General features: G+C 70.1%; 11 protein-coding genes. 1 reads left to right on the top strand and 10 read right to left on the bottom strand.

The genetic code is table 11. The features are described from left to right. The 9 genes from ABD378_RS28190 to ABD378_RS28230 all read right to left on the bottom strand — a co-directional run bounded on the left by ABD378_RS28190 (position 1) and on the right by ABD378_RS28230 (position 10,012). Positions 1 to 825, bottom strand: a complete 825-nt coding sequence (locus ABD378_RS28190; RefSeq protein ID WP_344525119.1) for an HAD family hydrolase — start codon at positions 823 to 825, stop codon at positions 1 to 3. Then, positions 822 to 2,111 carry a serine--tRNA ligase gene (serS, locus tag ABD378_RS28195; protein ID WP_344525121.1) on the bottom strand — a complete coding sequence of 430 codons (1,290 nt, stop codon included), beginning with the start codon at positions 2,109 to 2,111 and terminating at the stop codon, positions 822 to 824. Before serS ends, ABD378_RS28190 begins: the two co-directional genes overlap by 4 nt. A 617-nt stretch (positions 2,112 to 2,728) precedes the next feature. Then, entirely contained in the window at positions 2,729 to 3,664 is a 936-nt protein-coding gene (gene pheA / locus ABD378_RS28200) for a prephenate dehydratase (protein ID WP_344525123.1), read from the bottom strand. A 122-nt stretch (positions 3,665 to 3,786) separates the two neighbouring features. Further along, positions 3,787 to 5,034, bottom strand: coding sequence for an iron uptake transporter deferrochelatase/peroxidase subunit (gene efeB, locus ABD378_RS28205; RefSeq protein WP_344525125.1), 1,248 nt, complete (start codon positions 5,032 to 5,034; stop codon positions 3,787 to 3,789). 11 nt (positions 5,035 to 5,045) lie between these two features. After that, positions 5,046 to 7,013 (bottom strand): copper resistance CopC/CopD family protein, encoded by a 1,968-nt coding sequence (locus ABD378_RS28210; RefSeq protein WP_344525127.1) that lies wholly within the window; start codon positions 7,011 to 7,013, stop codon positions 5,046 to 5,048. A gap of 14 nt (positions 7,014 to 7,027) precedes the next feature. Next, the gene (locus tag ABD378_RS28215; RefSeq protein ID WP_344525129.1) at positions 7,028 to 7,519 is read right to left on the bottom strand and encodes a copper chaperone PCu(A)C; all 492 of its coding nucleotides are present in this window, start codon (positions 7,517 to 7,519) and stop codon (positions 7,028 to 7,030) included. Further along, entirely contained in the window at positions 7,516 to 8,166 is a 651-nt protein-coding gene (locus ABD378_RS28220) for an SCO family protein (RefSeq protein WP_344525131.1), read from the bottom strand. The genes ABD378_RS28215 and ABD378_RS28220 overlap by 4 nt, the downstream gene beginning before the upstream one ends. Positions 8,167 to 8,245: 79 nt before the next feature. Next, on the bottom strand, positions 8,246 to 8,986 hold the full coding sequence (locus ABD378_RS28225; protein WP_344525145.1) for a YcnI family copper-binding membrane protein: 741 nt from the start codon (positions 8,984 to 8,986) through the stop codon (positions 8,246 to 8,248). Positions 8,987 to 9,178: 192 nt separating this feature from the next. Further along, positions 9,179 to 10,012 (bottom strand): hypothetical protein, encoded by an 834-nt coding sequence (locus ABD378_RS28230; protein WP_344525133.1) that lies wholly within the window; start codon positions 10,010 to 10,012, stop codon positions 9,179 to 9,181. A 268-nt stretch (positions 10,013 to 10,280) separates the two neighbouring features. Between ABD378_RS28230 and ABD378_RS28235 the strand changes: the two genes are divergently transcribed. Further along, positions 10,281 to 10,724 (top strand): ATP-binding protein, encoded by a 444-nt coding sequence (locus ABD378_RS28235; protein ID WP_344525135.1) that lies wholly within the window; start codon positions 10,281 to 10,283, stop codon positions 10,722 to 10,724. 63 nt (positions 10,725 to 10,787) lie between these two features. Here the strand turns inward: ABD378_RS28235 and ABD378_RS28240 are convergent. Next, positions 10,788 to 11,929, bottom strand: a 1,142-nt coding sequence (locus tag ABD378_RS28240) for an aminotransferase-like domain-containing protein (RefSeq protein ID WP_344525137.1), incomplete at its 5' end; no start/stop codon positions are given.

Below are 11,929 nucleotides of genomic sequence, written 5' to 3' on the forward strand. Positions count from 1 at the left end.
TCAGGCCAGGAACCGCTCGAGCACCACCGCGATGCCGTCGTCCTCGTTCGACGTCGTCACCTCGTCGGCCACCGTCTTGAGTTCCTCATGGGCGTTGGCCATCGCCACGCCATGTGCCGCCCAGCCGAACATCGGGATGTCGTTGGGCATGTCGCCGAAGGCGATCGTGTCCGCGGCCTTCGCGCCCAGGCGGCGAGCCGCGAGGGACAGGCCGGTCGCCTTGGAGAGGCCGAGGGGGAGCAGCTCGACGATGCCTTCACCGGCCATCGTCACGCCGACCAGGCCACCCGCAACCTGACGCGCCACCGAGGCCAGCTCGTCGTCGCTCAGGCCAGGGTGCTGGACGTACACCTTGTTCAGCGGAGCCGCCCACAGCTCGGCGACATCCGTGAACGGGACGGCGGGCAGCGGGCCCTCCTGCACCACGTACCCAGGACCCACGATCACCTCGCCGTCGATGCCGTCACGGCTCGCGGCAAGCGCCAGCGGGCCGATCTCCGCCTCTATCTTGGCGAGGGCAATACCGGCCAGCTGCCGGTCGAGCGTGACCGACGTGAGGAGCCGGTGCTCGCCCGCGTGGTAGACCTGCGCGCCCTGCCCGCACACCGCCAGGCCGTCATAGCCCAGGTCGTCGAGGATGTGCCGGGTCCAGGGCACGGCACGGCCGGTGACGATGATGTGCGCGGCGCCCGCCGCGGTGGCCGCGGTGAGCGCGTCGCGCGTGCGCGCCGAGACCGTGTCGTCGGAGCGCAGGAGCGTTCCGTCGAGGTCGGTCGCGACGAGCTTGTACGGGAAGGACGGCGTGGCAGGAGCAGGGTGACTCACTTGTTGATGGGCTCCAAGATCTCTCGTCCCCCCAGGTACGGACGCAGTACCTCGGGCACCCACACGGAGCCGTCGGCCTGCTGGTGGTTCTCCAGGAGGGCGACGATCGTGCGCGGGACGGCGCAGAGCGTGCCGTTCAGCGTCGCGAGCGGCTGCGTCACCTTCTTGCCGTCGCTCTCGTCGCGCATCCGGATCGACAGGCGGCGGGACTGGAAGGTGTCGCAGTTCGACGCGGAGGTCAGCTCGCGGTACTTGCCCTGCGTCGGGATCCACGCCTCGCAGTCGAACTTCCGCGACGCCGACGAGCCCAGGTCACCCGTGGCCACGTCGATCACCTGGAACGGCAGACCGAGGCCGGTCAGCCACTGCTTCTCCCACTCCAGGAGCCGCTTGTGCTCGTTCTCCGCGTCCGCCGGGTCGACGTACGAGAACATCTCGACCTTGTCGAACTGGTGCACGCGGAAGATGCCGCGGGTGTCCTTGCCGTACGTGCCGGCCTCGCGGCGGAAGCAGGGCGAGAAGCCCGCGTACCGCAGGGGTAGCTTGTCGGCGTCGATGATCTCGTCCATGTGGTAACCGGCGAGCGCGACCTCGGAGGTGCCGACCAGGTAGTAGTCGTCCTTCTCCAGGTGGTAGACGTTCTCGGCGGCCTGGCCGAGGAAGCCCGTGCCCTCCATGGCGCGCGGGCGGACCAGGGCGGGCGTCAGCATCGGGATGAACCCGGCCTCCGTCGCCTGTGCGATCGCCGCGTTCACCAGGGCGAGTTCGAGCAGTGCGCCGACGCCCGTGAGGTAGTAGAAGCGCGAGCCGGAGACCTTCGCGCCGCGCTCGACGTCGATGGCGCCGAGCATCTCGCCGAGCTCCAGGTGGTCCTTGGGCTCGAAGCCCTCGGCCGCGAAGTCGCGCGGGGTGCCGATCGTGTCGAGGACGACGAAGTCCTCCTCGCCGCCGACCGGGACGTCCGGGTGGACGAGGTTGCCCAGCTGACCCAGTAGGCGCTTGGTCTCCTCGTCGGCCTCGTCCTGTGCGGCGTTGGCCGCCTTGACGGCGGCGGAGAGCTCGCCGGCCTTCTTCAGGAGCTCGGCCTTCTCGTCACCCGAGGCCTTGGGGATGAGCTTGCCGAGCGCCTTCTGCTCGGAACGGAGCTCGTCGAAGCGGAGCCCGGACGACCTGCGCCGCTCGTCGGCGGAGAGCAGGGCGTCGACGAGCGCGACGTCCTCTCCACGGGCGCGCTGGGAGGCGCGAACACGGTCGGGGTCCTCACGGAGCAGGCGAAGGTCAATCACCTCACCAGGCTACCGTCGAGCGGTTCCGGCTCACGACTCGATATTCCGGTCTGTAGCGTTATGACCGATTTGCCGGAATAGGAATTCCTGAAATCGGCTCGACGGAAATGAGTCAGCGGCAGTCGTCAGGCAGTGATCCGTTGATCGTCGAGCAGTTGCCGCATCTTGCTCCGGACTCCCGGCTTCCGGGTCAATGAAAAGGGTGCCATTCCCCGATATGGGGCAGAGGGGACTCGCTCGCTTGACCCGATCTCCTTGTGCGGAAAGGGACTTGGGGCCCCGGTTGTCCACAGGGATATCCCCTCCCGAAAAGTCATCCACAGGCTGTGCGAAAGATCTGTGGATGCCGGAAGAGATCGTTCCGAATGCCGCATGCGAGACGAAGGATTCCCGTCCCAAACCACCCTCACACCCACTTTCGAGTGGAAATGGTTCGCTCCAAAGAGTTGATCAATGGAAAAGGGTGGACGAGGGGTGACGTGCTCGACTGTGGACGGACTTGTGGGTTGTAGACCGATTTGTCGACCATGTCGTGCTTCGTTGTCGACTTGTCCCCAGGTCGAGAACGAAGCCTGTGGATAACTTTGTGGACAACGTAAATCAGCAGGTAAGACCGCTCAGAACCGGCCGTCCTGGCACTGCGTCAGCCAGTCCGACGCCGCAAGGAACTCGCCATCGGTCGTCCCGGGCCGCAGCGGCCTGAGGTCACCGGGCGTCACTCCCGCCCGCGGATACGACCCGAGGAAGCGCACCTGCGGGCAGATGCGCTTGAGGCCCATCAGCGCCTCGCCCACGCGGCGGTCCGTGATGTGCCCTTCGGCGTCCATGGAGAAGCAGTAGTTGCCGATGCGCTGGCCGGTGGGCCGCGATTCGATCCGCATCAGGTTGACCCCGCGCACGGCGAACTCCTGGAGCAGTTCGAGCAGGGCGCCGGGATGGTCGTCGCCGAGCCAGATGACCACCGAGGTCTTGTCCGCGCCGGTCGGCGCCGCGGGCCGGGCCGGGCGGCCGACCAGGACGAAGCGGGTCTCGGCGGTCGCCGCGTCGTGGATCTCGCTGACCAGCGGCTGAAGGCCGTACGTCGCCGCAGCGAACTCGCCCGCGAAGGCCGCGTCGAAGCGTCCCTCCTGGACCAGGCGCGCGCCGTCCGCGTTCGAGGCCGCGGACTCCCACAGGGCGTCCGGGAGGTTCGCGGCGAGCCAGTTGCGGACCTGGGGCTGGGCCACGGGGTGGCCGGTCACCGTCTTGATGTCCTTGAGCTGCGTGCCGGGCCGCACGAGCAGCGCGAAGGCGATCGGCAGGACGACCTCGCGGTAGATCATCAGGGGCTCGCCCTTGGCGAGCTCGTCGACGGTGGTCGTCACGCCGCCCTCGACCGAGTTCTCGATCGGCACGAGCGCGGCCGCCGCGTCGCCGGTCCTGACCGCGTCCAGCGCGGCCGGTACGGACACCATCGGGACGAGCTCCCTGGTGGCCGCTTCCGGGAGCGTGCGGAGGGCGGCCTCGGTGAAGGTGCCCTCGGGGCCGAGATAGGTGTAGCGCATCGCCGACATACCGTCACCCTAATGGCCCGTCCATGGCATGGCTCACGCGTCTCACGAAGCGGCGCCCGCCCCACGCACGGACGAAAGCGCCCGCCCCACGCACGGACGAAAGGGGGACGCCTACGGACGCCCTACGCCTCCAGCAGCCGCTGCCCCACGTACTCGCCCTTCGCCGCCCCGCCCGGCACCGCGAAGAGCCCGCTCGCCTCGTGCCGGATGAACTCCGACAGCGCGTCCCCCCGGTCGAGCTTGCGCTGCACCGGCACGAAGCCGCGGAGCGGGTCGGCCTGCCAGCACACGAAGAGCAGGCCCGCGTCCGGCTCCCCGCCCTTGTCGAAGCCGTCGTGGTACGAGAACGGGCGGCGCAGCATCGCGGAGCCGCCGTTCTGGTCCGGTCGTGTGATGCGGGCGTGGGCGTTGAGGGCGATGACGTACTTGCCGTCCTTGCCCGCCTTCTCCAGCTTCGGCTCGGTGGTCTCCGTGCCGCCGGTCAGCGGCGAGCCGTCCGACTTGTGGCGCCCGATGACCGCCTCCTGATCCCCCAGGCCGAGCTTCTCCCAGTCGTCGAGGAGCATCCGGATTCGGCGTACGACGACATACGAGCCGCCTGCCATCCATGACGGGTCCCTCGTGGCTCCTGTGGCGGGCACATAGATCCGCTGGTCGAAGTCGTCCTCCGACGGCTTCGGGTTGTTCGTGCCGTCGATCTGACCCATCAGGTTGCGGGTCGTCATCGGATGCGAGGTCGCGCCGGGCGAGCGGTTGAAGCCGTTCATCTGCCAGCGCACCCGTGCCGCGTCACCCGCCTCCTTCTGGAGCGCCCGCAGCGCGTGGAAGGCGACGAGCGGGTCGTTCGCGCCGATCTGCACCCACAGGTCGCCGTCGCTGCGCGCCTTGTCGAGGTGGTCGGAGGAGAAGTCCGGCAGCGGGTCGAGCGCCGACGGGCGCTGCTTCTCCAGGCCGGTGCGCCCGAAGAAGCTGTGGCCGAAGCCGAAGGTGACCGTCAGCGACGACGGGCCCGCGTCCCGGGCGACATCCGTGTCCTCGCCCGCGACGGACTTGCCCGCCATGAGCCGCTCGGCCGTCGCCGACCAGCGGCGCAGCAGGGCGGCAGCCTCCTTGCGGCCCGCGCCCGCCGCGAGGTCGAAGGCCACCAGATGGCCGCGGGACTGGACGGGCGTGGTGATGCCCGGCTGATGTTTCCCGTGAAACATGACCTCGTCCGCGCCGAGGGACGTCAGCGACGCCGCACGGTCCGAAGACGAGGCCTCCGAGGGCGCCGCGGCGTATCCGGCCGCACCGCCCGCCGCGCCGAGCGCGAGACCGGTGGCGCCCGCGGTGCCCAGCAGCCGCCGTCTCGAAATCCCGTTGTCCGCCATGGTGGTTCCGTTCAGCCGATCTGCGCGTTCTTGTTCACGGTCACTTGGTCGATGTCGGAGGTGCGGACGGTCACCGCGATCTTCCACTTGCCCGCCATCGGAATCTGCACCCCGCTCGCGCTCCAGTGTCCGGTGGCGATGCGGTCGGGTGCGACGGGCAGCGGGCCGAGGTCCTTCGACTTGAGGGTGAAGGAGACCTTCACCTCGGGGATGTCGAAGGCGCTGCCGTTCGGGCGCTTCACGAAGATGTGCATGTCGTTGCTGCCGGTGCGGCCCGGGTCCAGGTCGAGCTGCACCGTGCCCTTGCCGTCGTCGGAGCCCGTGTCGAAGGGGATCTTGAGGGTGAGCGGTCCTGACCGCTGAGCGGCGGCGGCCGTCTTCGAAGCGGCGGCCTCCTCCTCCGTGCGTCCGGGCTCGGTGGAGGTGAGGATCGTGGTGACGGCGAGCAGGACGACGGCGACGCCCGCCTCGGCGAGCACGGAGCGGCGCAGGCCGGAGCGGTTCGGGTCGGCGTCGCGGATCCGCTTCTCGCGGGCGGTGCTCATGGCGGCCTGCTGGCGGGCGAGTTGTGCGGAGCGCTTGGAGTCCGCTCCGGCCGCCCCGGCAGGCACCGTCACCGGCTTCTTCTCCACGCGCTCGGCCGCGGCATGCTGCTCCGCGCGCTTCTCGACGACGGCCGCCGCCACGGCCTCTGGAGCCATGTCGTCCGCCTGGCTCGCGATCCGCGCCGTCCAGCGCCGTGAGATCCCGGCGATGCCGACGAGCACGACCACCAGGCCGACCTTGACGAGGAGCAGCTGTCCGTACGCCGTACCGGTGAGCGCCGACCATGAGCCGACCTGCCGCCACGACTGGTAGATCCCGGTCGCGGCCAGGGCTATGACGCTGCAGAACGCCACGCGCGAGAAGCGCCGCACCGCGTCGCCGTCCACCGACGGCGCGAAGTAGAGGGCGACGACGAGCGCCGACAGCCCGCCGAGCCAGGCCGCGACGGCCAGCAGGTGCACGACGTCCACGGGCATCGCGAGCCCGGCCTGGATGCCGGTCGACGCGTGCTCGGCCATGGCCCATGTCGCGCCGAGCCCGACGGCGACGACGCCTCCGCCGATCGCGAGCCCGAAGGTGAGGTCCTTGCGCTCCTTGGGGTCGGTTCGCTTTTCGTACGCACCGAAGAGCACCGCGATGAAGAGTGCGGCGGCGGCGAGCAGCAGCAGCCGCGAGACCAGCGCGGCTCCCGTCTTCGTCTGGAGTACGTCGCCGAGCTTGGCCATGTCGAAGGCGTCGGCGATCTTCCCCGACCCCGTGTAGGGCGCGCGCAGCAGCAGCATGACGAGGGTGGACGCGGTGAGCGTGACCCAGCCCGACACCACGAGGCGCTGCACGGGCCGCACGCCGGCGCCCCGCGGCCAGCAGCCGAGCACGAAGGCCGCACCGCCGACGACGAGGATGAATCCGGCGTACGAGAGGTAGCGCGTGAAGTCGTAGAGCGCGCCGACGAATCCGCCGCCCACTTCCTGGTCCGGCAGCGCGACCTTGGTGTCGGACGGCGCGCCCACGGAGAAGGTGAAGGCCCCGGAGATGGGGTGGCTGTCGGCGGAGACGACTTGGTAGGCGACGGTGAAGGTGCCGTCGGGCAGCCCCTTGTGCAGCTTCACGCCGTACGTGTTGGAGCCGAGGTCACTGGTCTTGCCGGTGTCCACGCGCTTGCCGGCCGGGTCGAGCACCCGTACGGAGCCGTCGGACATGGCGACCTTCTCGGAGAAGGTCAGCGACACACTGGTGGGCGCCGTGTCGACCACCGCCCCCTGCTTGGGGTCGCTGCCCGTCAGCGCGGCATGGGCGGAGGCGGGGGCCGCCGTGGCCAGCAGAGCGCCGAGGAAGACGGCGACGACGAGCAGGAGCCGTCCGGCGCCGGGCGTGATCCCCCAGCGGGCACTGGCCCCGGAGCGAGCTCCACAGCGGGGAGCGATGGTCTGCATCAGCGATCAGTCCCTCAGTGCGACGCGTGCTTGCCGGGCTTGGGGTTGTACGTGGCCGCCTTCACCGGGACCTCAATCTCGATCGGGTCCGACTTCTCGAAGTGCAGCGTCACGGCGACCTTGTCGCCCTGCTTCGGCTTGTGCTTGAGCTCCTCGAACATGAGGTGGTTGCCGCCCCGCGCGAAGACGAGCTCGCCGTTCGCGGGCACGCCGAACGACTTCTGCTCCTTCATCGCGTTGTTCTTGGTGCTGTGCAGCGTGACTTTCTCGGCGATGGAGCTGCTCACCGAGGTGAGCTTGTCGGCGCCGCCCTTGTTCGTGACGGTGAAGAACCCGGAGGCCATGGTGTCCATGGCGGGTTCGGGCATGAAGGCCCCGGCGACCTTGAGTTCGGGCTTGTCCGACGCCTTGGCGGTGTCCTTGCCGCCGGACGAGTCCGAGCAGCCCGCGAGCGCGAGCCCGGCGGTCAGCGCCATGGCCCCGGCGACGAGAGTGCGGCGGTTCACGGGGTCGCTCCCTTGACGAGCTTGGGGAGGTCCTTGGTGTAGTCGTCCACGGTGGCGTCCTCGCCGTACAGGACGTATCCGGCGTCGGTCTTCGGCGAGAACGCGATGACCTGCGTGCCGTGCATCGAGACGACCTTGCCCTTCTCCTTCTTGGAGGGCTCGATGCTGATGCCGAGGGTGCGGGCGCTGCCCTGGATGGTCTCGAAGTCACCGGTCAGGCCGATGAAGTCGGTGTCCTGGCCCTTGAGCCACTCGCCGAGCGTGGCGGGGGTGTCGCGCTCGGGGTCGGTGGTGACGAAGACGACCTGGAGCTTGTCCTGTTCGGCCTTGGGCAGCTGCTTCTTGGCGGTGGCGATGTTGCTCATCGTCAGGGGGCAGACGTCAGGGCACTTGGTGTAGCCGAAGTAGATGAGCGTCGGCTTGCCCTTGGTCCGCTCGCGCAGGTCGTACTTCTTGCCGTGCGTGTCCGTGAGGACGAGGTCCGGCTTCTCGAAGGGCTTGTCGAGGATGGTCGCGGCCTTGTCGCCGTTGGATTCGACGGAGACGTCCGCGACGGGCTTCTTGCTGTCGTCACCGCCGCCGCAGGCGGACAGGGTGAGGGTGGCCGCGGCCAGCATGGCGGCGGCGAGCAGCTTCTTCTTGCGCATACGAAAATGTCCCAGATGTGAGGGGGCCCGGGCGCACCGGGGGCAGGTGAAACGCCCCCGGCGCGGCCCGAAGGATGGCTCAGCTGTTGGCGCGCCGACGTCCGGCGAGTACTCCGAAGGCCACGCCGGCGGCGCCGACGACGATGCCGACGACGCCGAGGACGCGGGCGGTGGAGTCGCTGCTGTCGGAGGATGCGGCGGACTCGCTCTTGTCGCCCTTGTCGTCCGACTTCGCGTCTTCCTTGGCGTCGTCGTGCGAGGCGGCGGCGTCGTGGCCGTCTTCGGACGCGGCGGTCAGCGCGAGGGCCGGCGCCGGGTGCTCCGGCTCCTCCTGGCCCTTCTGCTGCGGCTCGATCCAGCGGACGACTTCCTTGTTGTCGTACGTCTGGACGGCCTTGAAGACGAGCTCGTCGGCGTCCTCGGGCAGCGCGCCGATGGAGAGCGGGAACTTCTGGAAGGTGCCCGGCTGGACGCCCTTGCCGTCGGCGGTCCAGGTGACCTTGGAGACGGCCTCGTCGATCTTCTCGCCGTGCATCTCGAGCGGCTTGTCGAGCTTCGTCTTGGTGACCTTCGCGGTCCAGCCGGGGACGGGCTGCGTCATGACGGAGGCGAGCGGGTGGTCCTCGGGGAAGGAGACCTCGAGCTTGTTGGTCGAGGCGTCGTCCATCTCGTTCGGCACCTTGAAGTTGACCGTGGCGTAGCCGCCCTTGGCGGCCTCGCCCTCGGCCGTGACGCTGACGTGCGCGAAGGCGGGGACGGAGAGCAGCAGGACGGCGGAGGCGGCGACGCCACCGACGACGGAGACGCGGGAGGCCTTCACGGCGGACAGCGCAGACAGAGCAGACATGGCGGAAACACTCCACTTTCGGCGGTGGTGATCAGCAGTGCCGATCAGGTCGGCAGTGGTGATCAGGGGAGAGTGCGCGCGGCGGCGAACCGAGCGGGCACGCGCGCGTGGACGCCGCCGGCCGAGAGGCACCTCTCCGTAGTGCTGCGGTAGGAGTGCGTCGCGTCAGGCAGCGAGTGTGAGTGCGGCGGTGGCCGGTGGGCCTCGCCTGGTCACCGTGTGCTGGAGCGCGGCGGTGTGCGGCTTCGGCGGTCCGAAGAACGCTGTGCGGGGTGCGCGGAGATCCGCCCCGGGTGCTCCGGGAAGTCCGGCACGCAAGGCGCGTACGAGGGCGAGCGCCCCGCGCAGGGAACGTACGAGCGCTCCCTCGGCGACTCCGTACGCCCCGTGAGCCGAGAGCCGCACGAGTCGGAGCAGCGCGACGTCGCCGCGGCGCAGCAGCCATCCGGCGGCGACGGCGGCGAGTACGTGCCCCAGGAGCATCGGAAGAGACGGCAGCAGCGACATCGAGTCCATCGCCGTGTCCGCCGCTGTGGCAGGAGCGCTGTGGTGCACGGCGTGGCTCGCGGCCCCGCCGCCCGGCTCCACGCCCGCCGTCGTCAGGATCCGGTGGGCCTGGGCGGGGTTGAGGTTGGCCGCGCCCGCCCCGCACACCAGACGCGCGGCCCGCTCCACCAGGGAGGTGTCGGCGGTCGCCGCTGTGGTGGCCACCGTCGAGCCGCCGTGCTGGCCGACCCCGAAGAGCACGTGCAGGCCCACCTGCCCGGCAGCCAGCGCGGCGGCGATGCCCGGCAGCGAGCGCTCACGCCCGGCGAGCGGTGCCGCGACGGCGAGGACGGCGAGGAAACCGACGCCGAGCGTCCACAGCGGGACGGCGGCGCAGGAAGCGAGCACATGGCCCCCGGCGGACAGCACGACGCAGAGCACGGCGAACACCGAGGCTCTCAGCAGCCGGAGGTCAACTCCGGCGCGCGCTTCGCGCTGGTGGGGGGCAGTCATGGCCGGAACATCATTGCACTGGCCTTACCCGCCGCATACGGCAGGTCCGCAAGCTCCCGTGGATGGCGATGAGGGCAGATCAGTGCCCATCAGTACGGAATGAGTGCCTTTGTGGGGCTCGTCGGTGGCTTGTGGGGGACGTGTCTACACCGTCTCGGGCCGTCCGCGCGTCCGCCGTATGGGCGGCATCACGTCAAGTGCGCGCTTATACACGGGCGCTTGCGGCAATACGTATCGGTATGTCGAGCCGCGGCCAGGAGGCTGGAGCATGAGCATGTGGTGGTCTCTCCATTTGCGGCGCGAAGCTGCGAGCGTCCCGCTGGCCCGCCGGTTGCTGATCGGCACGATGGAGACCGCGGGGGTGGACCCGGATGTCTCGTACGACCTGTCGGTGGCTCTCAGCGAGGCCTGTGCCAACGCGGTCGAGCATGGTGGGGCGCCGTTCCCCGAGGGAGCGGCCGGGGCGTATCGGGTGACGGCGTACCTCGACGGCGAGAAGTGCCGCATCGAAGTGGCCGATTCCGGCCCGGGATTCGTCCCCGTCGCGCAGCCCGCATCCGACACCGCCGAGCACGGACGAGGGCTGTATCTCATCCAGGAGCTCGCCGATCATGTGCACTTCGGCAACAAGCCGGGGGGCAGGGGCGGCACGGTGATCAGCTTCGACAAGATCCTCAAGTGGCGCGAGGACACGCCGCTCGTCACGGCCTGAACTCCCTGAAGCCCCTTGCCCTCCCCGGAACCCCCTCGGTGGCCTCCTGAAGCCCCCTGAGGATCAGCCGGGTGGCAACGCCCTGCACAGGGCCTCGAGCGCCGCCCCGTAGGCGTGCTCCGGCGGCGTGGAATAGCCGACGACCAGGCCGTCGGGCGCGGGCATCGTGGCCTTCGGGTGGCGGAAATCGGCCAGGCCCTCCAGTGCGAGGCCCTGCCAGGCTGCCGCCTTCGCCGTGGACTGTTCGGTGCCGGGCGGCAGCCGCAGGACGGCGTGCAGGCCCGCGGCGACCCCGGTCGGGCTGATGTGCGGGGCGTGCGTGGCCAGGGCGGCGACGAGCTGGTCACGGCGGTGGCGGTAGCGCTGACGCATGTGGCGGATGTGCCGGTCGTAATGCCCCGACTCGATGAGATCGGCGAGCGTGAGCTGGTCGATGACACTGGCCCACGCCTCCCGCTCGCCCTTCGCCGCGAGCACTCCGTCGATGAGGTGTTCGGGCAGAACAAGCCACCCCAGACGCACCCCCGGGGAGAGGCTCTTGCTGACCGAGCCCATGTAGACGACGCGTTCGGAATCCAAACCCTGTACGGCGCCCACGGGCTCCCGGTCGTAGCGGAACTCGCCGTCGTAGTCGTCCTCCAGGACGAGGCCGTTCTGCGTGCGCGCCCAGTCGATCACCGCCGCGCGCCGGGTCGGGTGCAGGGGGCCGCCGGTCGGGAACTGGTGTGCGGGCGTGAGCAGGACCGCACGGATCCGCTGACCGTCGGTCAACTCCTCGATCCGGGCGCCCTTTTCGTCGAGGCCGAGCGGGACCGTGCGTACGCCCGCGGTGTCGAGGATCGAGCGGTGGAAGCCGAGGCCGTACGACTCCACGGCCAAGGGCCCCCGCAGCATCCCGCCTCCCCCGCTCCCGAACAGCAGCCGCAGGCCGTGCGCGAACCCGGAGCACACCACGATCCGCTCCGGGTCGGTGCGCACCCCGCGGGCGCGCCCCAGGTAGCCGGCGAGCGCCCTGCGCAGCTCGACACGCCCCTGCGGGTCACCCGGCCCGAAGGCCTCGTTCGGCGCGGAGTTGAGGGCGCGCCGGGCCGCGGCGAGCCAGGCGGCGCGCGGGAAGGAGGCGGCGTCCGGCTGGCCCTGGCGCAGGTCGTACGCGGGCGGGGCGGGCGTCGCGGGCCGGGAGGGTGCCCGCTTGGGGGCACGGG

Source organism: Streptomyces rectiviolaceus (assembly GCF_039533825.1).
In the GTDB taxonomy this organism is placed as follows: Bacteria; Actinomycetota; Actinomycetes; order Streptomycetales; family Streptomycetaceae; genus Streptomyces; species Streptomyces rectiviolaceus.